Source organism: Pseudomonas sp. H1_A03 (assembly GCF_054685145.1).
Map to the genome: position 1 here is coordinate 1,857,248 of NZ_CP162829.1, position 24,008 is coordinate 1,881,255.

The window sequence follows — 24,008 nt, forward strand, 5'->3', positions numbered from 1 at the left end:
TCTGGCGCAGTTTTGCCGATAAGAGGAACAAGAGTTTTCAGTTCCCCCCAATATGTCCATGAACCCGACGGCGCAAGTACTCATCTCCTATGGCTAAAATTATCGGCATCATCGTCGTCATCGCAAGTGTGCTCGGTGGCTACGTCCTGTCCCACGGTAAAATTGCTGCGCTGGTCCAGCCCTTCGAAGTGCTGATCATCGGTGGTGCGGCGTTCGGCGCATTCTTGCAGGCGAACCCTGGCTACATGACCATGCACGTGGTCAAGAAATCCCTGGGCATGTTTGGTTCGCGCTTCACCCACACCTTCTACCTGGAGGTACTGGGGCTGGTCTACGAGATCCTCAACAAGAGCCGCCGCGAAGGCATGATGGCCATCGAGGCCGACATCGAAGACGCCTCGGCCAGTCCGATTTTCGCCAAGTACCCGGCCGTGCTCAAAGATGAGCGCATGACCGCCTACATCTGTGACTACCTGCGCATCATGTCCTCCGGCAACATGGCCCCCCATGAGTTGGAAGGCCTGTTCGACATGGAATTGTTCAGCCTGAAAGAAGAGCTGGAGCACCCGTCCCACGCCGTGACCGGCATCGCCGACGGCATGCCGGGTTTTGGTATCGTCGCGGCGGTACTCGGTATTGTTGTGACCATGGCCTCCCTGGGCGAAGGCGACCAGGCAGCCATCGGTATGCACGTGGGTGCGGCGCTGGTAGGTACCTTCTTCGGTATCCTCGCGGCCTACGGTTTCTTCGGTCCGCTGGCCACCTCGCTGGCCCATGACGCCAAGGAAGAAATCAACCTGTACGAATCGATCAAAGCCAGCCTGGTAGCCTCCGCTTCCGGCATGCCGCCCTCGCTGGCGGTGGAGTTCGGTCGCAAGGTGCTGTACCCGAAACATCGCCCAAGCTTCGCCGAGCTGGAACAAGCGGTTCGCGGTCGCTAAGCCATGGAAAACAACCAGCCGATAATCATCAAGCGCGTCAAGCGCTTCGCTGCGGGGCACCATGGTGGCGCCTGGAAAATCGCCTTCGCCGACTTTGCGACGGCGATGATGGCGTTCTTCCTGGTGCTGTGGCTGATGTCTACCGCCACGCCGGAACAGAAGATTGCCATCGCCGGCTACTTCAAAGACCCCATTGGTTTCTCGGAAAGTGGCACGCCCTTCGTGATCGACCTGGGCGGTTCGCCGCAGTTGGCGCCTGAGCGCACTATTAACCCAGAGGTCAAGACCGAAGCGCCGCAGGAAAAAATCCCGATCGAGCGCGACACTGTCGAATCCATGGCTGAGCAGGTCGAGCAAGAACGCCTTGAGCTGTTGCTGCAAGAGTTGCAGACCAAGGTTGAGGAAAACCCGCAGCTGCTGAAATTCAAGGATCAGATTTCGTTCGAAATCACGCCTGAAGGTCTGCGCATCCAGATCACCGACGCGGCCAACCGGCCGATGTTCGACTCCGGCAGTGCGCGCTTGAAGCCGTACTTTGAAGACATCCTGCTGGCCATGGCTGACACCATCAAGGCAGTGCCGAACAAAATCAGCATCAGCGGCCACACCGACGCCAAACCGTACGCGGGCCAGGGCGACTTCGGCAACTGGGAACTCTCGGCCAATCGCGCCAACGCGGCACGCCGCGCGCTGGTGGCCGGCAGCTACCCGGACCCGCAAGTGGCGCGCGTGGTGGGTTTTGCCTCCTCGCAGCTGTTTGATCATCAAGACCCGTTCAACCCGTCCAACCGCCGTATCGATATCGTGGTGCTGACCAAAAAGGCCCAGCGTGCGATTGAAGGTGATCAGCCGCCGGCGCCGCAACCCACCCCAGGCGCAGGTGCGCCAGGTGAAGTACCGGCCGACCCGAACGCCATTCCGCCAGGGCAGGAGCCGTTGCCGGCGCATGAGCTGCGTCAGAAGCTGAATTTGTTTGATGATGGTGGGGTGAAAGATCCTACGGTGCCTCGTGCGGGGTCATAGGAAATTAGCGGCACATCTCCAATGAAAACGCCCCGACTCATCGGGGCGTTTTCATTTCTGGTTAGAGCGGGAGATAGGCTTTGACGCCGCTGATCACTCCTCGCATATCGTCAGTGCACAAGCGTGGTACGAATTACTCTCGCCCTTTGGACCGAGTTTTTCTATGGAGCTTGTCGAGGCGCTCGAAGCTGACGGTGTAAATCATGTCGCACTTCACCCACAGCTCCTTGTAGCCGTCGGATTGAAGCGGATTGGTGCGTAGCAAATGGTGCCAGTCGTGCTGTATCTCGGGAGCGGTAGAGGAGGTCGGCACCACGGTACAGAGTTTGCGATTGTGCGTAGCTGTAGGGGATATCACTACGACTTTGCGGATTTTGAGCATTTCGGGAGCGACAAAGCCTCGCGTGAAGTCGCAGAGGAGCACATCGCCTTGTTTGGGGTGATAGTAGAGAGCCAATCGTTAATGCCCCACAAAAAGCAAAGCCGCCCGAAGGCGGCTTCATTCGACGCGCAGTGGAGCTTGCTTCGCCCCTTCTGCGCCGCTGGATCAACCCCGAAAAGGATCCAGACTCCTGCCAGCTTGCGCTGGTGACGGAGCAATTATGAGCATCAGGATTTTCGGATTCAAGCTGGCTTGCGTCGATGAGCTACCCAGTTGAGCCGAATTCTTGATGCCGGCGCCCGTTAAATCAATGGACTAGGGCGCTTCGTAGTGCCATTTATCTGTATCAAAAAAGGGCAACTTAGTAACTGCTCTCCGGCAAACTCGCAATAATAGACCGATAGCTGTTCATCCGCTGCTGCTGCACGCGGCCATCTTCCAGCGCCTTGAGCAATGCACAGCCAGGCTCGCGGTCGTGTTTGCAGTCGCGGAAGCGGCAGGTGCCGATTAGGTCGTTGAATTCGATGAAGCCCGCTTCCACATCGCTGCGGCTGACGTGGCCGAGGCCGAATTCACGGATGCCTGGGGAGTCGATCAGCTCACCGCCGCCGGGGAAGTGGAACAACCGCGCGGTGGTGGTGGTGTGGGTGCCCTGGCCGGACAGTTCCGACAGCGGGCCCACGCGGGTGTCGACTTCCGGCAGCAGGCTGTTGACCAGCGAGGATTTACCCACGCCCGACTGCCCGACAAACACGCTGATGTGCCCGTCCAACTGCTGCTGCAGCTGTTCCATGCCGTTACCGTGATGCGCCGAGACTTCCAGTACCGGGTAACCCAGCGTGCGGTAGACCGCCAGCAGCGCATTCAGCGCCGGGGCATTCTGCTCGTCGATCAGGTCGAATTTGTTCAGCAGCAACAATGGGCGAATGCCGGCATGTTCGGCTGCTACCAGATAGCGGTCGATCAGGTTGGCATGCGGCTCAGGCAACGGCGCGAATACGATCACGATCATGTCGACGTTGGCCGCTACCGGCTTGAGTTGACCACGGCTGTCGGGGCGGCGCAGTTCGGTGTTGCGCGGCAACTGGGCGACGATTACGCCGATGCCCTGGTTGCCGGCACGCCAGACCACTTTGTCGCCGGTGACCAGCGCCGGCAGGTTGGCGCGCAGGTGGCAACGGGAGACCGAGCCGGCGAGTTCGCCTTCCAGCGCCTCGACTTCGACCTGCACACCGAAGTGCGCGATCACCAGGCCCGTCTGTTCGGGCCCCAGGTCGCCGCCCTCGAGCGCTTCTACGGCGGAGGATTCACGTTTGGCGGCGCGCGCGGCGCGTTCACCTTGAATCTTTTCGATGCGCCAGTTTTGGCGACGATTGAGCTGGCGTTTGGCCATTGGTGTTCCGTGTCGATAATGCAAAGGTTTAGGTGAAACGGTCGCGAGTCTAGCACGGCGCTGCCTGCTAAACTGCGCAGCTACGCCAAGGTGCCAAGAGAATCAAGCCATGCAAAACCCACAGAACCTGATTTGGATCGATCTGGAAATGACCGGTCTGAACCCCGACACCGACGTCATCATCGAGATGGCCACGATTGTCACCGACAGCAACCTCAACACCTTGGCTGAAGGTCCGGTGATCGCCATCCACCACAGCGATGCCGTATTGGCCACCATGGACGAGTGGAACACCCGCACCCACGGTAACTCCGGCCTGACCCAGCGCGTGCGCGACAGCCGCATCAGCATGGCCGAAGCCGAAGCCGAAACCATCGCCTTCCTGGAAAAATGGGTGCCCAAGGGCAAGTCGCCGATCTGCGGTAACAGCATTTGCCAGGATCGTCGCTTCCTCTATACGCACATGAAGGGGCTGGAGAGTTACTTCCACTACCGCAACCTGGATGTGTCGACGCTTAAAGAGCTGGCTGCGCGCTGGGCGCCGGAAGTCAAAGACAGCTTCCATAAAGGCAGCACCCACTTGGCGCTGGATGATATTCGCGAGTCGATTGCAGAGTTGCAGCATTACCGTAAGCATTTCATCAAAGCCTGACCTGGCCCTGTAGTGAGCGGGCTTGTCCCGCGCTGGGCTGCGAAGCAGCCCTAATTTAGCCAACACGCATCTACAAACGGATATCATCGCCGGCTTTTGGGGGCTGCTACGCACCCCAGCGCGGGGCAAGCCCGCTCACTACAAAATCGCAAGGATCGCCATCATGCTGCTGATGCTCTACCTCATCGCCATCACCGCCGAAGCCATGACCGGGGCGCTGTCGGCCGGACGGCGTGGCATGGATTGGTTCGGCGTGGTGCTGATCGCTTGTGTGACGGCGTTGGGTGGCGGTTCGGTGCGTGACGTGCTGCTCGGGCATTACCCGCTGACCTGGGTCAAGCACCCGGAATACTTGGTGCTGACCTCCATCGCAGCACTGGTGACGATCTTTATTGCGCCGCTGATGCGCCGCCTGCGCTCGCTGTTCCTGGCGCTGGACGCCGTGGGCCTGGTGGCTTTCACGCTGATCGGCTGTATGACCGCCCTGGAAATGGGCCACGGCATGCTGGTCGCCTCGGTCAGCGGCGTGATCACCGGCGTGTTCGGCGGCATCCTGCGGGACATCTTCTGCAACGACATTCCGTTGATTTTCCGCCGCGAGCTGTATGCCAGCGTGTCGTTCCTCGCCGCCTGGTTTTACCTGCTGTGCCTTTATCTGGAACTGCCCAGTGAACAGGCAATACTCCTGACCCTGTTCAGCGGCTTTCTATTGCGCCTGCTGGCGATCCGTTTCCATTGGGAAATGCCCAAGTTCGTCTACAACGACGACGTGCACTAGCGGGTGGCGTGCTGGTTCAGCGCCCATTCCACATGTTCGCGCACCAGCTCCGACGGGTAGTCCCGCCGCGCCTTCAGGGCTTCCAGTACCGGAATGCTCGACGGCGCGTTGCCCAGGCCCACGGCGAGGTTGCGCAGCCAGCGCTCATACCCGGCGCGACGTAGCGGCGAGCCTTCGGTGCTGCTGAGGAATTTATCCTCGTCCCACATAAACAGCTCGGCCAGTTCTGCGTTATCCAGGTTGTGGCGTGGCTTGAAATCGCTTTCTGCGGTGGCGCGGGCGAAACGATTCCATGGGCAAACGATCTGACAGTCATCGCAGCCGAACACTCGGTTGCCTATCAATGGGCGCAAGTCTTCAGGAATGGCGCTTTTGAGCTCGATGGTCAGGTAGGAAATACAACGCCGCGCATCCAGCACGTAGGGGCCGACAAAGGCGTTGGTGGGGCAGATGTCCAGGCACGCGGTGCAGCGCCCGCAGTGTTCGGTGCTGTGAGGGGCGTCAACCGGTAGCGGCAGGTCGACAAACAGCTCACTCAGGAAGAAGTAGCTGCCGGCCTTGCGATTGAGCACGAGGGTGTTTTTGCCGATCCAGCCCAGCCCAGCTTGCTCGGCGATGGCTTTTTCCAGCACCGGCGCGCTGTCGACAAAGGCACGGAAACCGAAGGGGCCGATCTGCGCCTGGATGCGGTCAGCCAATTGCTGCACGCGCTTGCGGATCAGTTTGTGGTAGTCGCGGCCCAGGGCGTAGCGCGAGATGTAGGCTTTTTCCGGCTGGGCCAGCAGTTGAGCCATCTGCGTGTCGCCTGGCAGGTAATCCATGCGCAGCGAGACGACGCGCAATGTGCCCGGCACCAACTCGTCGGGGTGGGAGCGTTTGCTGCCGTGGGCGCCCATGTATTCCATCTCGCCGTGGTAGCCCGCGTCGAGCCAGCGTTGCAGGTGCTGCTCATGCTCGGCCAGGTCCAGGCCGCTGATGCCGACTTGTTGAAAGCCCAGCTCGCGGCCCCAGTCTTTGATCGATTGGGCGAGGGCGGGCAGATCGGAGGTAATGGCAGGCATGAGACACGGGAAACCACAGGTTAGATAGGTATAATTCTGCCAGACATCGGAGCTTGAAGACGCATGCCGCAGACAAAACACACAATAACCGACGTACAGACCCTGTTGCCCGGCCATTTGCCGCAACTGGCTGCGCGTTCCCCGGATGCCCATAAAGGCCAGTTCGGCCACCTGCTGGTCATTGGCGGTGACCGCGGCTTTGGCGGTGCTGCGCTGTTGAGCGCCGAAAGTGCCTTGCGCAGTGGCGCCGGCATGGTGTCCCTGGCAACGCGCCTGGAGCACGTGCCTGCTGCGTTGGCGCGTTTGCCGGAAGTCATGACCGTGGGGGTCAGCTCGGCGAATCAATTGATGGGCCTGCTGGAAAAGATCTCGGTCATCGTGATCGGGCCAGGGCTCGGTGACGCCTCCTGGGGCAAAAGCCTGCTTTCTGTTGCCGCCAACGCTAAACAGCCGCAGGTCTGGGACGCCGACGCCTTGAATCAACTCGCGAACGGCAGCGTGGCCCTGCCGGCCAACTGCGTGATCACCCCGCATCCAGGGGAGGCCGCGCGCTTGTTGGGCATTTCGACAGCCGAGGTTCAGGCCGATCGCCTTAAGGTGGCGCGCGCGTTGAGCCAGACATTCAACGCGGTGACTATCCTCAAGGGTGCTGGCAGTTTGATCGCCAGCCCGGACGGACGTGTTTCGCGATGTGACCAGGGCCACCCGGCGATGGCAACGGCAGGGCTTGGTGATGTATTGGCCGGCCTGGTGGGCGCGCTGCTGGCCCAGGGCATGCACGCCTATGAAGCAAGCTGCCTGGCCGTGTGGTTGCACGCCACGGCGGGGGATCGTCAGGGTACTTTTGGACGAGGGTTGGCTGCGAGCGATCTAATACCCGCCATTCGTCAATTGTTGGAGGAACAGTCGCCGTGCCTGAAGTAATTCTTTTCCTGGCCGATGAAGACGCCATGGTTGCCTTCGGTCAGCGCATCGCCCAGGTCACGGCCGGGGCCGGGCTGATCTTCCTCGAAGGTGATTTGGGGGCGGGCAAGACCACGTTGTCGCGGGGGATCATTCGCGGTTTGGGCCATGCGGGGGCGGTGAAGAGCCCGACGTTCACCCTGGTCGAACCCTATGAGATCGGTACGGTACGCGCCTTCCACTTCGACCTCTATCGCCTGGTTGACCCCGAAGAGCTGGAGTACATGGGCATCCGTGATTACTTCGATGAAGATGCGTTGTGCCTGATCGAGTGGCCAGATAAAGGCACAGGCTTTTTGCCAAAGCCGGACCTGACCATTACCATTACGCCGCATGAGCACGGACGTCAGTTGAAGTTGTTGCCCCAGAGCGCGCGCGGCCAGTCTTGGTGTGCGGCTTTGGCATTGGAATTCAAATAATTGGTGGGGTTAGGTATGCGCTTTCGCGCGTTGGTTGCTGTCGTGGGGGTGTTGCTTGCGGCAATGACTGTCAATGCTCTGGCTGCTTCACAGGTGAAAAGCGTTCGCCTGTGGCGAGCGCCGGATAACACGCGACTGGTGTTCGACCTGTCTGGCCCGGTCCAGCACAGCGTCTTTACCCTGACGTCGCCCGATCGCCTGGTGATCGACATCAACGGCGCGACCCTGGCCGCGCCGTTGAAGGTCTCCACTGCCAACACCCCGATTACCTCTATGCGCTCGGCCCAGCGTACGCCGACTGACCTGCGCGTGGTGATCGACCTGAAAAAGGTTGTAACGCCGAAAAGCTTCTCGCTGGCGCCAAACGCCCAATATGGCAACCGGCTGGTGGTCGACCTGTTCGACAACGCCGCCGATGCCGCGCCGCCGCCTGCTCCAACGCCAAGCGTGGCAACGGTGCCGGCAGTCCCGGTGAGCCCGTCGCAACCACAAGTCAAGCTGCCACCGCCGCCACCGGCTCCGGCTGGCAAGCGCGACATTATCGTAGTGATCGACGCCGGCCACGGCGGTGAGGACCCAGGTGCTTCCGGTTCGCGCGGCCAGCACGAGAAAGACGTGGTATTGGCCATCGCTCGTGAGCTGCAGCGCCAGGTCAATGGCATGAAAGGCTACCGCGCCGAGCTGACCCGTACCGGCGACTACTTCATTCCGTTGCGCGGCCGAACTGAAATCGCCCGTAAGAAAGGCGCCGACCTGTTTGTGTCTATTCACGCCGACGCCGCGCCCTCGACCGCTGCATTCGGTGCTTCGGTGTTTGCCCTGTCGGATCGCGGCGCTACGTCCGAAACCGCGCGTTGGTTGGCCGACAGTGAAAACCGTTCGGACTTGATCGGCGGCGCCGGCAACGTGTCCCTCGATGACAAGGACAAAATGCTCGCGGGGGTGCTGCTCGACCTGTCGATGACGGCCTCGCTGACCTCCAGCCTGAACGTCGGCCAGAAGGTCCTGAGCAACATCGGTCGAGTCACTTCGCTGCACAAGCAGCGTGTCGAGCAAGCAGGGTTCATGGTGTTGAAGTCGCCGGACATCCCGTCGATCCTGGTAGAAACCGGGTTTATCTCCAACGCCAACGAAGCCTCGAAGCTGGCCAGTGCCAGCCACCAGCAGGCCTTGGCGCGTTCCATCAGCGCCGGTATTCGCCAGTTCTTCCAGCAAAATCCACCGCCGGGCACTTACATTGCCTGGCTGCGTGATTCGGGGAAAATCGCCCAGGGCCCGCGTGACCATCGCGTGCAGCCGGGCGATACCCTGGCCATGCTGGCAGTACGTTTTCAGGTGTCGGCCGCTACCTTGCGCAGCGCCAACAATCTGAAGACGGATGAGTTGAAAGTCGGCCAGGTGTTGACCATCCCTGGCACTGAATTGGCGGCACAGTAATGAGTGAGTCCACCCTGAACAGCGGCTCGCGCATTGAGCTACTGAGCCCACGCCTTGCTAACCAGATCGCTGCCGGCGAGGTTGTTGAGCGTCCGGCGTCGGTGATCAAGGAGCTGCTGGAAAACAGCATCGACTCCGGTGCCAAGCGCATTGATGTCGATGTAGAGCAGGGCGGCGTCAAGCTGTTGCGCGTGCGTGACGATGGCAGCGGCATCTCCTCTGATGACCTGCCGCTGGCCCTGGCCCGTCACGCCACCAGTAAGATTCGCGACCTGGAAGACCTTGAGCGCGTGATGAGCCTGGGTTTTCGCGGCGAGGCCCTGGCCTCTATCAGCTCCGTAGCGCGCCTGACCCTGACTTCGCGCACCCGTGATGCTGACCAAGCCTGGCAAGTGGAAACCGAAGGCCGCGACATGGCGCCTCGGGTTCAGCCAGCAGCCCATCCGGTCGGTACATCGGTAGAGGTGCGCGACCTGTTCTTCAATACCCCAGCGCGGCGCAAATTCCTCAAGGCCGAAAAAACCGAATTCGATCACCTGCAAGAAGTCATCAAGCGCCTGGCCCTGGCCCGTTTTGATGTGGCTTTCCACCTGCGCCACAACGGCAAGACCATCCTCAGCCTGCATGAAGCTCATGATGACGCCGCACGCGCGCGCCGGGTGTCGGCGATTTGTGGCGCGGGCTTCCTGGAGCAGGCGCTGCCGATTGAAATCGAGCGTAATGGCCTGCGGCTGTGGGGCTGGGTCGGTTTGCCGACCTTCTCCCGCAGCCAGGCGGACTTGCAGTACTTCTTTGTGAACGGCCGCGCCGTACGCGACAAACTGGTGGCCCACGCCGTGCGCCAGGCGTATCGCGATGTGCTGTTCAACGGGCGGCACCCGACGTTTGTGCTGTTCTTCGAGGTCGACCCATCGGTGGTGGACGTCAACGTGCACCCGACCAAACACGAAGTGCGCTTCCGTGATGGGCGTATGGTGCATGACTTCCTCTACGGCACCTTGCACCGCACCTTGGGTGACGTGCGCCCGGATGATCAACTGTCGGCACCGATTGTGACGGCGATGGTCCGCCCAAGCGGCCCGGAAGCGGGTGAGTTCGGCCCTCAGGGCGAAATGAGCCTGGCGGCAAACCTGCTGCAATCGCCACAGCCGCAGCCGTCGTACACCACGCCGGGTTCTGGCTCGGGTGCGGGTTACCAGTACCAATACACGCCACGCCCGCAGTCGGCAGTGCCGGTGGCCGAAGCCCAGGCGGCATATCGCGAGTTTTTCGCGCCGCTGCCCGGTGCCGAGCCTGGCGCTGCTGTGGCCTTGCCGGAGGGCGGCGGTGATATTCCGCCGTTGGGTTATGCGTTGGCGCAGCTCAAGGGCATCTACATTCTTGCGGAAAACGCCCACGGCCTCGTGCTGGTGGACATGCACGCCGCCCATGAGCGGATCATGTACGAGCGCCTCAAGATTGCCATGGCCAGCGAAGGCCTCAGCGGCCAGCCGCTGCTGGTGCCGGAATCCCTGGCGGTCAGCCAGCGTGAGGCTGATTGTGCCGAAGAGCACCATGCTGTATTCCAGAAGCTGGGCTTTGAATTGCAACGCCTGGGGCCGGAAACCCTGGCCATCCGCCAGATTCCCGCGTTGCTCAAGCAGGCTGAGGCCAACCGTTTGGTCGCCGACGTACTGGCGGACCTGATGGAATACGGCACCAGCGACCGCATCCAGGCGCATATCAACGAACTGCTCGGCACCATGGCCTGCCACGGTGCCATCCGCGCCAACCGCCGCCTGGCCCTTCCGGAAATGAACGGCCTGCTGCGCGACATGGAAAACACCGAGCGTAGCGGCCAATGCAACCATGGCCGACCGACCTGGACCCAAATGGGCCTGGACGATCTGGACAAACTATTCTTGCGCGGCCGTTGATGAGCGCCTTGCCCCCCGCGATCTTCCTGATGGGCCCAACGGCCGCCGGCAAGACCGACCTGGCCATCGAGCTGACCAAGGTGCTGCCGTGCGAGCTGATCAGTGTCGATTCTGCCCTGGTTTACCGGGACATGGACATTGGCACCGCGAAGCCATCCAAAGCGCTGTTGGCTGAGTACCCGCATCGTTTGATCGACATTATTGATCCCTCCGAAAGCTACTCGGCGGCGGATTTCCGTGCCGACGCCCTGGCGGCCATGGCCGAAATCACCGCGCGCGGCAATATTCCGCTGCTGGTGGGCGGCACAATGCTCTATTACAAGGCTTTGCAGGAAGGTCTGGCGGACATGCCGCCGGCGGACGCCCTGGTGCGCGCCGAACTTGAGGAAGAGGCTGTACGCCTTGGCTGGCAAGCCCTGCACGACCAGTTGGCGGCTGTGGACCCGGTATCTGCTGCACGCATCCACCCCAATGACCCACAGCGCCTCACGCGGGCTCTGGAAGTCTGGCGTGTCAGCGGCCAGACCATGACTGAACATCGGCTGAAACAAAGTGCGCAAAGTGCTGACGCAGGCGCATCTGGACAGCCACAATTACCCTATACTGTGGCGAATCTGGCCATCGCTCCGGCAAATCGCCAGGTGCTGCATGATCGAATTGCACAAAGATTCACAATTATGTTGGAACAGGGGTTTGTCGACGAGGTCGTAGCACTGCGTTCCAGAGGTGACCTGCATCCAGGGTTGCCTTCGATACGTGCTGTAGGCTATCGCCAAGTCTGGGATCATCTGGATGGCAAGCTGACGTCAGCCGAAATGCAGGAGCGCGGCATCATTGCCACGCGCCAATTGGCGAAACGCCAGTTCACCTGGTTGCGCAGCTGGAGCGACTTGCACTGGCTGGACAGCCTGGACAGCGACAATCTGTCACGCGCCTTGAAATACTTGGGAACGGTCTCCATATTGAGCTGAGTCCTTGCAATAGCCGTCTATCCTTGGGGGTGTGACGGCCATAAGCTATCTATTTTCCGATTTTTTATTATTGATCCTTAAAGGAGTGCGGCACATGTCAAAAGGGCATTCGCTACAAGACCCTTACTTGAATACTTTACGTAAAGAGAAAGTGGGGGTTTCTATCTATCTGGTCAACGGTATCAAGCTGCAAGGCACGATCGAGTCGTTCGACCAGTTCGTGATCCTGCTGAAAAACACCGTCAGCCAGATGGTCTACAAGCACGCTATCTCGACAGTCGTCCCTGTTCGTCCAATCCGTCTGCCTAGCGCAGCAGGTGAAGATGCAGTTGACGCTGAGCCAGGTAACGCCTGATAGGAGTCTCCTTTGTTCTTTGAGCGCCACGGTGGTGGTGAGCGGGTAATCCTCGTTCACTTGGATGGACAGGACCCTGAGGCGCGCGAAGATCCGCAGGAGTTTCAGGAGTTGGCAAATTCGGCCGGCGCCGAGACCGTTGCGTTTTTTAACGTGCCGCGTCATCGGCCAACCGCCAAATACTTGATCGGCAGCGGCAAGGTCGAGGAACTTCGCGACCTGGTCCACGCTGAAGAAGCCGATCTGGTGATCTTCAATCACGTCCTCACGCCCAGTCAGGAACGTAACCTCGAACGTGTTTTCGAGTGTCGCGTGATCGACCGTACCGGTCTGATTCTGGATATTTTCGCCCAGCGCGCCCGTACCCATGAAGGCAAGCTCCAGGTTGAACTGGCCCAGCTTGACCACATGAGCACCCGGCTGGTTCGCGGCTGGACTCACCTTGAGCGTCAGGGTGGCGGTATCGGCATGCGTGGCCCGGGTGAGACCCAACTCGAAACCGACCGACGTCTGCTGCGGGTTCGCCTGCGTCAGATCAAGGGTCGCCTCGAGAAGGTGCGCAGCCAGCGCGAGCAATCGCGACGTGGCCGTTCCCGTGCGGATATCCCCACCGTGTCGCTGGTGGGGTATACCAACGCAGGCAAATCCACACTCTTCAACAACGTGACGAAATCGGACGTATACGCGGCCGACCAACTGTTCGCGACCCTCGACCCCACCTTGCGCCGTCTGGATCTGGACGACCTGGGGCCGATTGTCCTGGCCGATACCGTGGGTTTCATTCGTCACCTGCCGCACAAGCTGGTTGAAGCATTTCGGTCTACGCTCGAAGAGTCGAGCAATTCCGACCTGCTGTTGCACGTGATCGATGCGGCTGAACCGGATCGCATGTTGCAGATTGAACAGGTGATGCTGGTGCTGGGCGAGATTGGTGCCCAGGACTTGCCGATCCTTGAGGTCTATAACAAACTCGATTTGCTTGAAGGCGTTGAGCCACAAATCCAGCGCGACGAGGACGGCAAGCCCCAGCGGGTCTGGCTGTCGGCGCGTGATGGCAGTGGTCTTGAGTTGCTTGAACAAGCCATTGCCGAATTGCTCGGCGGCGATTTGTTCGTTGGCACCTTGCGCTTGCCGCAGCGTTTTGCTCGACTGCGTGCACAGTTTTTCGAATTGGGCGCGGTACAGAAAGAAGAACACGACGAAGAGGGTGTCAGCTTGCTGGCCGTTCGATTGCCGCGCTCGGAGCTGAATCGGCTGGTCAGCCGTGAAGGTGTTGTACCGGCAGAGTTCCTCGAACAACACACTTTGCAATAAAAGCCTCCCAAAGCGGTTGTGCCGCAGTGGCAGGCATTCTGTAGCATTGGTCGGCGCGCCGTGGGTGCGTCTTTGCTTTATCAGATGGAGAGCGCTATGGCTTGGAATGAGCCGGGTGGCAACTCGAATAATCAGGATCCTTGGGGTGGTAAACGCCGCAATAATGGCGACCGCAAGGGGCCACCAGATCTCGACGAGGCCTTCCGAAAGCTGCAGGAAAGCCTGAATGGGTTGTTCGGTGGTGGGAAAAAACGTGGTGGTGACGACGGCGGTCGCACAAGCAAGGGCGGTGGCTATGGCCTGCTGGGCCTGGGTCTTGTCGTGCTGGCGGCCGTATGGCTGTACAGCGCCGTTTACGTGGTGGACGAGCAGGAGCAAGCCGTGGTGCTGCGCTTCGGCAAGTACTACGAAACCGTCGGCCCGGGCCTGAACATCTACTTCCCGCCGATCGATAAAAAGTACATGGAGAACGTCACGCGTGAGCGTGCCTACACCAAGCAGGGCCAGATGCTGACCGAAGACGAGAACATCGTCGAAGTGCCGCTGACCGTGCAGTACAAGATCAGCAACCTGCAGGACTTCGTGCTGAACGTCGACCAGCCGGAAATCAGCCTGCAACACGCCACTGAAAGTGCCCTGCGCCACGTCGTCGGTTCTACCGCGATGGACCAGGTGCTGACCGAAGGTCGTGAATTGATGGCCAGCGAAATCAAGGAGCGCCTGCAACGGTTCCTCGATACCTATCGCACCGGCATCACTGTCACCCAGGTGAACGTACAGAGCGCAGCTGCACCGCGTGAAGTGCAGGAAGCCTTCGATGACGTGATCCGCGCTCGTGAAGATGAGCAGCGTTCGCGCAACCAGGCTGAAACCTACGCCAACGGCGTCGTGCCGGAAGCCCGTGGTCAGGCCCAGCGTATCCTTGAGGATGCCAATGGTTACCGCGACGAAGTGGTCTCCCGTGCCAAGGGTGAGGCGGATCGCTTTACCAAGTTGGTCGCCGAGTACCGCAAGGCGCCGGAAGTTACCCGTGAGCGTCTGTACCTGGACACCATGCAGGAAGTCTTCAGCAACACCAGCAAGGTTCTCGTGACCGGCAGCAAAGGTGGGCAGAACAACCTGCTGTACCTGCCGCTGGACAAGATGATCGAAGGTGGTCGTAGCAGCACCAGCACACCGTCCACCGGTTCCAATGCTGCTGCCAATGAAGCGAGCGCCCGTGCGGCCGCTGACTTGCTGCAACAGCAAACACGTACCAGGGAGAGTCGTTGATGAGCAATAAATCGCTGACCGCCCTGATTGTGGGCGTCGTCGTGGTCATCGCTGCCTGGAACTGCTTCTACATCGTGGCTCAGACCGAGCGTGCGGTGCTGCTGCAATTCGGTCGCGTGGTCCAGGCGGATGTCCAGCCGGGCTTGCATGTGAAAGTCCCCTACGTCAACCAGGTGCGTAAGTTCGACGCCCGCCTGATGACGCTGGATGCACCGACACAGCGCTTCCTGACCCTTGAAAAGAAAGCCGTGATGGTTGACGCCTACGCCAAGTGGCGCGTCAAGGATGCCGAACGCTTCTACACCGCGACCTCCGGCCTCAAGCAGATTGCGGACGAGCGTTTGTCGCGCCGTCTGGAGTCGGGCCTGCGTGACCAGTTTGGTAAGCGCACGCTGCACGAGGTGGTATCCGGTGAGCGTGACGCGCTGATGGCTGACATCACGCGTTCGTTGAACACGATGGCGGAAAAAGAGCTCGGCATCGAAGTGGTTGATGTTCGGGTCAAGGCCATTGATCTGCCAAAAGAAGTGAACCGCAGCGTGTTCGAGCGTATGAGCACCGAGCGTGAGCGTGAAGCGCGTGAGCACCGCGCCAAGGGTAACGAGCTGGCGGAAGGTATCCGTGCGGATGCTGATCGTCAGCGCCGCGTACTGTTGGCTGAAGCTTACCGTGAGTCTGAAGAGGCCCGCGGTGATGGCGATGCTCAAGCGGCGGCGATCTACGCCAAGGCTTACGGCCAGGATCAGGAGTTCTACGCGTTCTACCGTAGCCTGCGTGCCTACCGTGAAAGCTTCGCGAACAAAACCGACGTCATGGTGCTGGACCCAAGCAGCGACTTCTTCCGCTACCTGGAAAAGTCCAAGTAACCAGCCTGTGATTCTGTAGGTGTCACTCCCGTCGGGCGGCTAAAACGCCTGGCGGGGTGATCCTTTCAGAAAACGGGTGTATGATGCGGCAGCCGGGAAATTCCCGGCTTTTTTGCGTCTGCATGTTTGATTCGGCAGGCGTGACAGGTTTTTCGAGGAAAGTGCCCGACGAGGCCGGTGATAGGTCGTTCGTCACGTCGTTCTTGCGCGTGGTTTATGCAAGGGGGCGGGTATTTTCTGCTCTACTCAAGGCTCGGCTGACGGCTGGCCGCCCGGATCATAGGGGAATGGCGTAATGGCAACGGTAGACCGCTGGCTGCTGCCAGATGGCATCGAAGAAGTACTGCCACCGGAGGCTGCGCGCATTGAAGTAGCGCGCCGCCAGGTGTTGGATCTGTTCCAGAGCTGGGGTTACGAGTTTGTCGTGACCCCCCATATCGAGTACCTGGAATCCCTGCTGACCGGCGCGGGCCAGGACCTGGATCTGCGCACCTTCAAAGTCATCGACCCGCAATCGGGCCGGCAAATGGGCTTTCGTGCCGACATCACGCCGCAAGTGGCGCGCATCGATGCGCACACCCTGCGCCGCGAAGGCCCGAGCCGCCTGTGCTACGCCGGCAGCGTGCTGCATGCGCAACCGCGTGCACTGTCGTCTTCGCGCAGCCCGATCCAATTGGGTGCCGAGTTGTACGGTGATGCCAGCCCGAGCAGCGACGTTGAGGTGATCAGCTTGATGCTGGCCATGCTGCAACTGGCTGACGTACCGGATGTCCACATGGACCTGGGCCACGTGGGTATCTACCGTGGCCTGGCCCGTGCGGCCGGTTTGTCCGGTGAAGTGGAACAACAGTTGTTCGATGCCCTGCAACGCAAGGCCATCGATGAAGTGATTGCCCTGACCGCTGGCGTGCCTGCCGATCTGGCCGACATGCTGCGTGCGCTGGTGAACCTGTGTGGTGGCCGTGAAGTGCTGGTAGCTGCGCGTGACCGCCTGGCCAATGCGCCGGCGCCGGTACTGGCTGCACTGGATGACGTGCTGGCCATTGCCGAGCAACTGTCGGCGCGCTTCCCGCAGTTGCCGCTGTATTTTGACCTGGGTGAGTTGCGCGGCTACCACTACCACACCGGTGTGGTGTTCGCGGTATTTGTACCGGGTGTTGGCCAAGCCATCGCCCAAGGCGGTCGTTATGACGATATCGGCGCCGATTTCGGTCGTGCGCGTCCGGCCACCGGTTTTTCCACCGATTTGAAAACCCTGGTGACCCTGGGGCGTGCTGAGGTCGAGCTGCCGTCTGGTGGCATCTGGATGCCCGACAGTACGGACGCAGCACTCTGGCAGCAGGTTTGCCAGTTGCGCAGTGAGGGTCAGCGTGTTGTCCAGGCCTTGCCTGGTCAGCCATTGGCCGCCGCCCGTGAAGCGGACTGCGACCGGCAATTGATTCTGCAGAACGGGCTTTGGCAAGTATCGCCACTGGCTTCTTGAGTTTTCCTGCCGGCCATCGCCGGCACCAAGTTTGCGCGAATGAGGACAAGTGTTATGGGTAAGAATGTCGTAGTCCTGGGCACCCAATGGGGTGATGAGGGCAAAGGCAAGATCGTTGATCTGCTGACCGAACATGCTGCCGCCGTAGTGCGCTACCAAGGTGGCCACAACGCTGGCCACACCCTGGTCATCGATGGCGAAAAAACCGTCTTGCACCTGATCCCCTCGGGTGTACTGCGCGAAGGCGTGCAGTGCCTGATCGGCAACGGCGTGGTGGTTGCACCTGACGCACTGTTGCGCGAGATCACCAAGCTGGAAGAGAAAGGCGTACCGGTGCGCGAGCGCCTGCGTATCAGCCCGTCCTGCCCGCTGATCCTGTCCTTCCACGTGGCGCTGGACCAGGCCCGCGAAAAGGCCCGTGGCGAGCTGAAGATCGGTACTACCGGTCGCGGTATCGGCCCAGCGTATGAAGACAAGGTTGCTCGTCGTGGCCTGCGTGTTGGCGACCTGCTGAACATGCCGCGCTTCGAAGACAAGCTGCGTGAACTGGTGGATTACCACAACTTCATGCTGGTGGGTTACTACAAAGAGCCGGCCATCGAGTTTGAAAAGACCCTGGCCGAGTGTAAGGAATACGCTGAGCTGCTCAAGCCGCTGATGCTGGACGTGACGGCTGAGTTGCACGACCTGCGTCGCGCTGGCAAGGACATCATGTTCGAAGGCGCCCAAGGCTCCCTGCTTGACATCGACCATGGCACCTACCCGTACGTGACGAGCTCCAACACCACCGCGGGCGGCGTTGCGACCGGCTCGGGCGTTGGTCCTATGTTCCTGGACTACATCCTGGGCATCACCAAGGCTTACACCACCCGTGTAGGTTCGGGTCCATTCCCGACTGAGCTGTTCGACGAAGTCGGTGCGCACTTGGCCAAACAAGGTCACGAGTTCGGCGCAACCACCGGCCGTGCTCGTCGTTGTGGCTGGTTCGACGCCGTTATCCTGCGTCGCGCTATCGATGTGAACAGCATCTCGGGCATCTGCCTGACCAAGCTGGACGTACTCGACGGCTTGGAAACCATCAATATCTGCATCGGCTATAAAGATGCAGAGGGCAAGGACGTTGCCCCGACTGACGCTGACAGCTACGTGGGCCTGCAGCCTGTGTACGAAGAAGTGCCGGGCTGGACCGAATCGACCGTGGGTGCCAAAACCCTGGAAGAGCTGCCAGCTAACGCCCGTGCCTACATCAAGCGTGTTGAAGAGCTGATCGGCGCACCGATCGACATTATTTCGACAGGTCCGGACCGCAACGAAACCATCGTTCTGCGTCACCCGTTCGCTTAATAAGCCGTTGATGTAAAAAGCAAAGGGCTCCTCATGGAGCCCTTTGTCGTTTCTGTCGCTTTAGCGGCACGACCCTTGCTTCGGTTCTCTCTTTCGCGGTGCTATCAAATTAATGGCACCCGTGGTCGAGGGATTCCCGATGTCTGCCGTTCTCTCATTGTTACAAAGCCGTCTGTTGCGGCCGGTGTTCGTTACCCTAGGTATCGCCCTTTTGGTGCAAGTGCTGGTAGCGGTTGCTCTCACACGCAGCACGGTTACGGCGCTGGAGGCTGATCTGGGCAATCGCCTGGGTATCGACAGCCAGAAACTGTCTGGCGAATTGGCGCAGGCGGGTAAAGAAGTCACGTCCAGTCTGGATAGCTTGTCTACCAGCACCCGTCAGCGTCTGACAGCAGGGCTTTCGACCCGCCTGCAGGAAGAGCAGAAGCAACTGCGTGCGACCCTGGAAAAAGACCTGCAAGACTCCGCCAATGATATGGCGCAACTGCTGGCCTCGGTGGCGCCTCGCGCCATGTGGGACAGCGACGTACCGACGCTGTCGGAGTTTGCGCGCCGTGCGCAGCGCAATCCCAACGTGCTATTTGTAGTTTATGACGACGCCGCGGGTGAGCATTTGACCCGCTACCTGAATCGCGAGAATCCGATCAATCAGGCACTGCTGGCTAAGGGGGCGGGTGATCGCGCGTTGGATAAGGTGCTCGACGCGGCCAAGTCCGACCCTTCCGTGTACTACGTCGAGGCGTCTATCAGCCCCAATGGGGTAGAAATTGGCAAAGTCCGCATGGGCGTTTCGACCGCGTCGGTTGAAGCCGACCTGCAGGCATTGGACAAGCGTTTCGCCGCGCTGATTGCCAGCGGCGATCAACTGGTCGGCGACAGCCTCAAAGGCGCGGCGGCTGACAGCGCGGCCGCCATGGGCGCCCGTTTGCAATCCGCGCAAGCCACGGCCACCCAGATGACCGCCAATACCACCAGCGCCGTTCAGGACGCTGCTGGCACCTTGCGCTGGCGCATCGGCATGGGCCTCGCACTGGTCGGTCTTGGCGTATTGTTGCTGATCGCTATCGTGCTGGGTCGCCGTGTCGTCAACCGTTTGAAGCTGCTGATCGCAGCCATGGATGACCTGGCGGCGGGCGAGGGCGACCTCACCAAGCGTGTGCAGATCAGCAGCAAGGACGAAATCGGCGACATGGCCTCGGCGGTCAATCGCTTTGTGGATAAGTTGCAGCCCATCGTCCGCGAGGCGGGGGATGTGGCCCAGCGTACCGGGGTGGAAATCGGCGCCATGACCTTGCGCAATGCCGGTGCTGATGCAGCGGCGGGCTTGCAGCGTGATGAAGTGGCCGAGAGCTTGCGCGCGCTGTCGCAGATGGCAGACGAAGCACAAGCCGAAAGCCATGCGATGCAGGCGGCGTTGCAGCAGGTGGTGGATATTCGCCAGGCCACGGATGAGAACTCGCGGACTTCGGCGGAGGTCGGCAGTTTGATTGAGGCGCTGGCGGGCCAGGTGCAGGCAGGCTCCCAAGTGATTGAGCGTCTGGCCCAGCAAAGCGAGCAGATCGAGGTGGTGCTGACCGTGATTCACGGCATCGCCGAGCAAACCAACCTGCTGGCGCTCAATGCGGCGATCGAAGCGGCCCGCGCGGGTGAGACCGGTCGCGGCTTTGCCGTGGTGGCAGACGAAGTGCGCGCGCTGGCGAGTAAAACCCAAAGCTCCACCGGTGATATCCAGGCGCATATCGTGGCGTTGCAGCAGGGCGCTCGTGAGGCGGTGGAAACTATCGGCAAGGCCGGGCGCCAGGCCAATGAAGGTTTGCTGGTGCTGCGCGATAGCGTGCGCTTGCAGCAGACGGTGCAGGCCTCGGTGGAGCAGGTGCATGCGGCGATTGGTCTAGCCACCCGCGCGGCCGAGCATCAGGCGCAGGGTGCGCATGCGGTGCGTGGTCGCGTTGAAGTGATCCATGCCCAGGCTGAGCGTGCGGCGCAGGCGGTGGTGGAAACGACCGCGAGTGGCAAGGTGCTGGATGGGTTGGCGGCGCAGTTGAAGGCGAGTCTGGGGCAGTTTCGGGCCTGAGGTTGTCTGGTCCGGCCTCATCGCAGGCAAGCCAGCTCCCACACTTTGAATTGCGAACCCATTCAAATGTGGGAGTCGGGCTTGCCCGCGATAGCGGTCTCAGCGGCTCAGATACATCCGAGTCGTTAACAGGTACACCGGCAACCCCGACACCAGAATCAACAACGCCGCATAGGGCGCCGCCGCCGCAAACTCCACATTCGAGGTATGTGCCCATACTGCTGTGGCCAACGTATTCAGCCCCGTCGGACTCAACAGCAACGTCGCCGTCAATTCCTTCATCGCATCCAGAAACACCAAGGCAAACGCCGCACCCAATGCCGGGAAAATAATCGGCAACGTCACCCGGCAAAACGCACTGAACGACGACGCCCCCAGCGTACGCGCAGCCTCTTCCAGCTGCGGTGCAGCCTTGTTCAGCGCTGTACGAATCGGCGCCTGGGCCAGCGGCAAAAACAACAGCGCATAAGCGATCAACAACAGTGCCGATGTCTGGTACAGCACCGGCACGTAATGCAGGGCGAAATACACCAGCGTCAGCGCAATCACCAGGCCGGGCAGGGCGTGCAGCAGATACGGCAGACGCTCGGCCCAGGTTGCCAGTTGGCCTTTGTAGCGCACCACTAGCAGGCCCACTGGCACCGCCAATACTAAGCACAGCGCCGCACCGCCGAGAGAAAGTGCCAACGAAGACAGCAGCGCTTCACTGATCTCGGCCACCGGGAATGCGGCGGAAGAGCCCACTGCCAACCAGTAACCGAGCATCCCCAGCGGTATGCCGCTGCCGATGATCGCCAGTACCAGGCAATACGCCTGGCCCAGATGCGCCCACTTACCTAATCGAACCTGTTCGGCATGCCGCGCCGCGCCTTGGCCTATGCGCACATGTCGGCCCTTGCCGCGCACGCGCAACTCCAACCACAACAGCGTCAGGCACATCACCAGGAGCACTGCCGAGAGCATCGCGGCGTTGGCATTGCTGAATTCCAGTTCGAATTGTTGGTAGATCGCGGTGGTAAAAGTCTGCAGCCCGATAATCGACAGCGCGCCGAACTCCACCAGCATGTGCAGCGCGATCAACAGTGCTCCGGCCAGCAGCGATGGCCACAGCAAAGGCAATGTGACGCGAAAGAACACGCCCCAGCGATTCAGCCCCAGGGTGCGGGCCGACTCTTCCAGCGAGGGATCAAGGTTGCGCAGCGTCGCCGCCACTGGCAAAAACACCAGCGGGTATTTCGACAAGCTCATCACCAGGATCGCGCCGCCGAGCCCTTCGAAGTTGGCGCTCAGCGAGACCCAGGTAAAGCTGCTGACAAATGCCGGTACCGCAAACGGCAGGCACAAAATCACGCCCCAGATGCGTCGCCCCGGCAGGTTGCTGCGCTCCAGCAGCCAGGCCAGGGACAGGCCGATCACGCCGCATGCCAGCGTCACGCCGACCATCAGCGCCAGGGTGTTGCGCAGCAGCCCGAACACGTACGGGCGCCACAGCAGGTGCACCGCTTCCGCCCAGCCGGCCTGCCAGGCCTTGAGCCCGACATACGCCAACGGCAGCAGGCTCAGGCCAACCAGCAACAGCACGGGCAGCAACAGCCAGATTGACGGGCGCTTGCGCCTTGGGCTGAAACCCCTGCGCGTGGCAGGGGCGGATAGCGATGGGTTCATCAGTTCAAGCCAACGTCACGTTCCAGGTCCAGGGCTTCTTCGGCGTTGCCCAAGTCGGCAGGGGTGACTTTCGGCGGTTGCAGCTCATTGAAAGGCTTGAGGCCACGATTGGATTCCATGCCTTTGCGCAGCGGGTACTCAGCCGAGGTGTTGGTGATCACGCGTTGGCCTTCTTCACTGGCCATGAATGCCAACAGTTGCTGCGCTTCCTTGGGGTGCTTGCTGGATTTCAGCGCTGCAGCCGAAGACACGGTGATCAGGCCGCCGGCATCACCATTGGTGAAGTAGTGCAACTGGGAGTCCAGGTTGGTTTTTTCTTTCTTCAGCGCGAACCAGTAGTAGTTGTTCACCAGCACCGTGGCCACTTCGCCGTTCTCCACGGCTTTGAGGGCGACCATGTTATTGCTGTACACCTTGCCGAAGGCGCGCAGGCCGGTCAGCCATTCTTCGGCGGCTTCACGACCGTGCAGCTTGATGATCGCCACGGCCTGTTCCTGGAATGCGCCACTGGTAGGCACGAAGCCAACCTTGCCTTGCCACTCGGGGCCGGCGAAATCCAATACCGATTTCGGCAGGTCTTTTTCAGCAATCAGTTTCGGGTTAAAGGCCACGACGCGGGTGCGTGCAGTCACGCCCATCCAGTCGCCATTGGCGCCAACATAATCCTTGGGCAATACGTCGAGGGTGCTGGCGTCGATCTTGGCCAGCAGGCCTTGTTCGCCGAGTTTGTTCAGTGGTGGCGATTCTTCGGTGTAGATCACGTCGGCAGGGGAGCGGTCCCCCTCTTCGACGACCTGGCTGGCCAGCTGGTTGCTGCTGCCTTTGCGCACGTTGACGTGAATGCCGGTCTTGGCTTCGAAGGCCTTGGCGAGTTCATCGCCGACTTCTTTGTGCTGGCCGTTGTACAGGGTCAGGGAGACCTTGTCGGCGGAATAGGCGGTGGGGGAGAGCAGGGTCAGGCCTAGCAGAGTGATGGTCAGGCCACGCAGAAGGGATGTCTTGAGATGGGTATCGCGGATCATCATCCGGGTTGTTCCTCACTTGTATGCAACAAATACTTACAAGGATAAACGATAAAACTTCTCAAGTGCGGACGAGGGGGAAATCGCTGGGGAAGTTTCCACGCGATTGTTTTCAAACCCCGGAAACGAAAAAACCCGCTTTCGCGGGTTTGATCTGAATTTGGTGCCCAGGAGAAGACTCGAACTTCCACGACCTTGCGATCACCAGCACCTGAAGCTGGCGTGTCTACCAATTTCACCACCTGGGCATTATCAAGCAACGCTGCCGCTGTCGATGGGGCGAACTATACGGCGGGGTTTTTGATCTGTAAACCCCTGATTCGAAAAAATAAATCGAGTTTTGCTTTAAAAATCAAAGACCTGAAACGAAAAAACCCGCTTTCGCGGGTTTGATCTGAATTTGGTGCCCAGGAGAAGACTCGAACTTCCACGACCTTGCGATCACCAGCACCTGAAGCTGGCGTGTCTACCAATTTCACCACCTGGGCAGCATCAACAACGTTGCCGTCGTCGATGGCGCGCACTATACGGAGTGGGATTTGCACTGTAAACCCCCGCTATCAAAAAAAACTGGAAAATAGCACCGACGGGCGTGCAAGCTGTATTTCGGAAGCTGTAAAGTGCTTTTAACGGCTTGTTCGTGCCTGAAATTTCCCGTTTCAATACGCGTATGCCAA

Annotated in this window: 21 protein-coding genes and 2 tRNA genes; 16 read left to right on the forward strand and 7 right to left on the reverse strand. The window is 60.3% G+C overall.

Annotated elements, in window-relative coordinates; genetic code table 11:
* The first annotated feature begins 89 nt into the window (after nucleotides 1–89).
* Nucleotides 90–941, forward strand: coding sequence for a flagellar motor stator protein MotA (gene motA, locus AB4O35_RS08520; protein ID WP_049710310.1), 852 nt, complete (start codon nucleotides 90–92; stop codon nucleotides 939–941).
* Nucleotides 942–944: 3 nt separating this feature from the next.
* Complete coding sequence (gene motB, locus AB4O35_RS08525; RefSeq protein WP_065945543.1) at nucleotides 945–1,964, forward strand: flagellar motor protein MotB; 1,020 nt, start codon at nucleotides 945–947, stop codon at nucleotides 1,962–1,964.
* 133 nt (nucleotides 1,965–2,097) lie between these two features.
* Here the strand turns inward: motB and AB4O35_RS08530 are convergent, their stop codons facing one another.
* Complete coding sequence (locus AB4O35_RS08530) at nucleotides 2,098–2,388, reverse strand: type II toxin-antitoxin system PemK/MazF family toxin (protein WP_225930691.1); 291 nt, start codon at nucleotides 2,386–2,388, stop codon at nucleotides 2,098–2,100.
* Nucleotides 2,389–2,707: 319 nt separating this feature from the next.
* Complete coding sequence (gene rsgA, locus AB4O35_RS08535; RefSeq protein ID WP_049710308.1) at nucleotides 2,708–3,739, reverse strand: small ribosomal subunit biogenesis GTPase RsgA; 1,032 nt, start codon at nucleotides 3,737–3,739, stop codon at nucleotides 2,708–2,710.
* Between the two features lie 109 nt (nucleotides 3,740–3,848).
* Here rsgA and orn point away from each other — a divergent pair, with 109 nt between their 5' ends.
* Both orn and AB4O35_RS08545 read left to right on the forward strand, forming a co-directional pair.
* Nucleotides 3,849–4,391 (forward strand): oligoribonuclease, encoded by a 543-nt coding sequence (orn, locus tag AB4O35_RS08540; protein WP_003171343.1) that lies wholly within the window; start codon nucleotides 3,849–3,851, stop codon nucleotides 4,389–4,391.
* 160 nt (nucleotides 4,392–4,551) lie between these two features.
* Nucleotides 4,552–5,169 carry a trimeric intracellular cation channel family protein gene (locus AB4O35_RS08545; RefSeq protein WP_175403002.1) on the forward strand — a complete coding sequence of 206 codons (618 nt, stop codon included), beginning with the start codon at nucleotides 4,552–4,554 and terminating at the stop codon, nucleotides 5,167–5,169.
* On the opposite strand, the gene queG is transcribed toward AB4O35_RS08545, so the two are convergent.
* Nucleotides 5,166–6,230 carry a tRNA epoxyqueuosine(34) reductase QueG gene (gene queG / locus AB4O35_RS08550; protein ID WP_065909687.1) on the reverse strand — a complete coding sequence of 355 codons (1,065 nt, stop codon included), beginning with the start codon at nucleotides 6,228–6,230 and terminating at the stop codon, nucleotides 5,166–5,168. The genes AB4O35_RS08545 and queG overlap by 4 nt on opposite strands.
* Nucleotides 6,231–6,293: 63 nt before the next feature.
* On the opposite strand from queG, the gene AB4O35_RS08555 reads away from it, so the two are divergent.
* The 12 genes from AB4O35_RS08555 to AB4O35_RS08610 all read left to right on the forward strand — a co-directional run bounded on the left by AB4O35_RS08555 (nucleotide 6,294) and on the right by AB4O35_RS08610 (nucleotide 20,644).
* Nucleotides 6,294–7,154, forward strand: coding sequence for an NAD(P)H-hydrate dehydratase (locus tag AB4O35_RS08555; protein WP_065909685.1), 861 nt, complete (start codon nucleotides 6,294–6,296; stop codon nucleotides 7,152–7,154).
* Nucleotides 7,142–7,612, forward strand: coding sequence for a tRNA (adenosine(37)-N6)-threonylcarbamoyltransferase complex ATPase subunit type 1 TsaE (gene tsaE / locus AB4O35_RS08560; protein WP_065874365.1), 471 nt, complete (start codon nucleotides 7,142–7,144; stop codon nucleotides 7,610–7,612). Before AB4O35_RS08555 ends, tsaE begins: the two co-directional genes overlap by 13 nt.
* Before the next feature lie 15 nt (nucleotides 7,613–7,627).
* Nucleotides 7,628–9,049, forward strand: a complete 1,422-nt coding sequence (locus AB4O35_RS08565; RefSeq protein WP_065874364.1) for an N-acetylmuramoyl-L-alanine amidase — start codon at nucleotides 7,628–7,630, stop codon at nucleotides 9,047–9,049.
* Nucleotides 9,049–10,965, forward strand: coding sequence for a DNA mismatch repair endonuclease MutL (gene mutL, locus AB4O35_RS08570; protein WP_065874363.1), 1,917 nt, complete (start codon nucleotides 9,049–9,051; stop codon nucleotides 10,963–10,965). The genes AB4O35_RS08565 and mutL overlap by 1 nt, the downstream gene beginning before the upstream one ends.
* A complete protein-coding gene (gene miaA / locus AB4O35_RS08575; RefSeq protein WP_065874362.1) occupies nucleotides 10,965–11,936 on the forward strand; it encodes a tRNA (adenosine(37)-N6)-dimethylallyltransferase MiaA in 972 nt (323 codons plus the stop codon). Before mutL ends, miaA begins: the two co-directional genes overlap by 1 nt.
* A 94-nt stretch (nucleotides 11,937–12,030) precedes the next feature.
* Entirely contained in the window at nucleotides 12,031–12,291 is a 261-nt protein-coding gene (gene hfq, locus AB4O35_RS08580; RefSeq protein WP_049710299.1) for an RNA chaperone Hfq, read from the forward strand.
* A gap of 12 nt (nucleotides 12,292–12,303) precedes the next feature.
* Nucleotides 12,304–13,605: a ribosome rescue GTPase HflX gene (hflX, locus tag AB4O35_RS08585; RefSeq protein WP_065874361.1), complete on the forward strand. Its 1,302-nt coding sequence runs from the start codon at nucleotides 12,304–12,306 to the stop codon at nucleotides 13,603–13,605.
* Nucleotides 13,606–13,701: 96 nt separating this feature from the next.
* Nucleotides 13,702–14,877: an FtsH protease activity modulator HflK gene (gene hflK, locus AB4O35_RS08590; protein WP_065874360.1), complete on the forward strand. Its 1,176-nt coding sequence runs from the start codon at nucleotides 13,702–13,704 to the stop codon at nucleotides 14,875–14,877.
* The gene (gene hflC, locus AB4O35_RS08595; RefSeq protein ID WP_010213607.1) at nucleotides 14,877–15,743 is read left to right on the forward strand and encodes a protease modulator HflC; all 867 of its coding nucleotides are present in this window, start codon (nucleotides 14,877–14,879) and stop codon (nucleotides 15,741–15,743) included. Before hflK ends, hflC begins: the two co-directional genes overlap by 1 nt.
* Before the next feature lie 295 nt (nucleotides 15,744–16,038).
* Nucleotides 16,039–17,226, forward strand: a complete 1,188-nt coding sequence (locus AB4O35_RS08600; protein ID WP_065874359.1) for an ATP phosphoribosyltransferase regulatory subunit — start codon at nucleotides 16,039–16,041, stop codon at nucleotides 17,224–17,226.
* Between the two features lie 54 nt (nucleotides 17,227–17,280).
* Nucleotides 17,281–18,570: an adenylosuccinate synthase gene (locus AB4O35_RS08605; RefSeq protein ID WP_010213605.1), complete on the forward strand. Its 1,290-nt coding sequence runs from the start codon at nucleotides 17,281–17,283 to the stop codon at nucleotides 18,568–18,570.
* Between the two features lie 139 nt (nucleotides 18,571–18,709).
* Entirely contained in the window at nucleotides 18,710–20,644 is a 1,935-nt protein-coding gene (locus AB4O35_RS08610) for a methyl-accepting chemotaxis protein (RefSeq protein WP_065874358.1), read from the forward strand.
* A 99-nt stretch (nucleotides 20,645–20,743) separates the two neighbouring features.
* On the opposite strand, the gene AB4O35_RS08615 is transcribed toward AB4O35_RS08610, so the two are convergent.
* The 4 genes from AB4O35_RS08615 to AB4O35_RS08630 all read right to left on the reverse strand — a co-directional run bounded on the left by AB4O35_RS08615 (nucleotide 20,744) and on the right by AB4O35_RS08630 (nucleotide 23,819).
* On the reverse strand, nucleotides 20,744–22,309 hold the full coding sequence (locus AB4O35_RS08615) for an ABC transporter permease (protein WP_065945542.1): 1,566 nt from the start codon (nucleotides 22,307–22,309) through the stop codon (nucleotides 20,744–20,746).
* Nucleotides 22,309–23,334, reverse strand: coding sequence for an iron ABC transporter substrate-binding protein (locus tag AB4O35_RS08620; RefSeq protein WP_065879906.1), 1,026 nt, complete (start codon nucleotides 23,332–23,334; stop codon nucleotides 22,309–22,311). The genes AB4O35_RS08615 and AB4O35_RS08620 overlap by 1 nt, the downstream gene beginning before the upstream one ends.
* Nucleotides 23,335–23,492: 158 nt before the next feature.
* Nucleotides 23,493–23,579: transfer RNA gene (locus AB4O35_RS08625), tRNA-Leu, on the reverse strand.
* A gap of 153 nt (nucleotides 23,580–23,732) precedes the next feature.
* Nucleotides 23,733–23,819, reverse strand: a tRNA-Leu gene (locus tag AB4O35_RS08630).
* Nucleotides 23,820–24,008: the final 189 nt, after the last annotated feature.

Coding starts and splice junctions, on each gene's coding strand:
- motA (WP_049710310.1), top strand. CDS start 90: ATGGCTAAAATTATCGGCATCATCGTCGTCATCGCAAGTGTGCTCGGT.
- motB (WP_065945543.1), top strand. CDS start 945: ATGGAAAACAACCAGCCGATAATCATCAAGCGCGTCAAGCGCTTCGCT.
- rsgA (WP_049710308.1), bottom strand. CDS start 3,739: ATGGCCAAACGCCAGCTCAATCGTCGCCAAAACTGGCGCATCGAAAAG.
- orn (WP_003171343.1), top strand. CDS start 3,849: ATGCAAAACCCACAGAACCTGATTTGGATCGATCTGGAAATGACCGGT.
- queG (WP_065909687.1), bottom strand. CDS start 6,230: ATGCCTGCCATTACCTCCGATCTGCCCGCCCTCGCCCAATCGATCAAA.
- AB4O35_RS08555 (WP_065909685.1), top strand. CDS start 6,294: ATGCCGCAGACAAAACACACAATAACCGACGTACAGACCCTGTTGCCC.
- AB4O35_RS08565 (WP_065874364.1), top strand. CDS start 7,628: ATGCGCTTTCGCGCGTTGGTTGCTGTCGTGGGGGTGTTGCTTGCGGCA.
- mutL (WP_065874363.1), top strand. CDS start 9,049: ATGAGTGAGTCCACCCTGAACAGCGGCTCGCGCATTGAGCTACTGAGC.
- miaA (WP_065874362.1), top strand. CDS start 10,965: ATGAGCGCCTTGCCCCCCGCGATCTTCCTGATGGGCCCAACGGCCGCC.
- hfq (WP_049710299.1), top strand. CDS start 12,031: ATGTCAAAAGGGCATTCGCTACAAGACCCTTACTTGAATACTTTACGT.
- hflK (WP_065874360.1), top strand. CDS start 13,702: ATGGCTTGGAATGAGCCGGGTGGCAACTCGAATAATCAGGATCCTTGG.
- hflC (WP_010213607.1), top strand. CDS start 14,877: ATGAGCAATAAATCGCTGACCGCCCTGATTGTGGGCGTCGTCGTGGTC.
- AB4O35_RS08600 (WP_065874359.1), top strand. CDS start 16,039: ATGGCAACGGTAGACCGCTGGCTGCTGCCAGATGGCATCGAAGAAGTA.
- AB4O35_RS08605 (WP_010213605.1), top strand. CDS start 17,281: ATGGGTAAGAATGTCGTAGTCCTGGGCACCCAATGGGGTGATGAGGGC.
- AB4O35_RS08610 (WP_065874358.1), top strand. CDS start 18,710: ATGTCTGCCGTTCTCTCATTGTTACAAAGCCGTCTGTTGCGGCCGGTG.
- AB4O35_RS08615 (WP_065945542.1), bottom strand. CDS start 22,309: ATGAACCCATCGCTATCCGCCCCTGCCACGCGCAGGGGTTTCAGCCCA.
- AB4O35_RS08620 (WP_065879906.1), bottom strand. CDS start 23,334: ATGATGATCCGCGATACCCATCTCAAGACATCCCTTCTGCGTGGCCTG.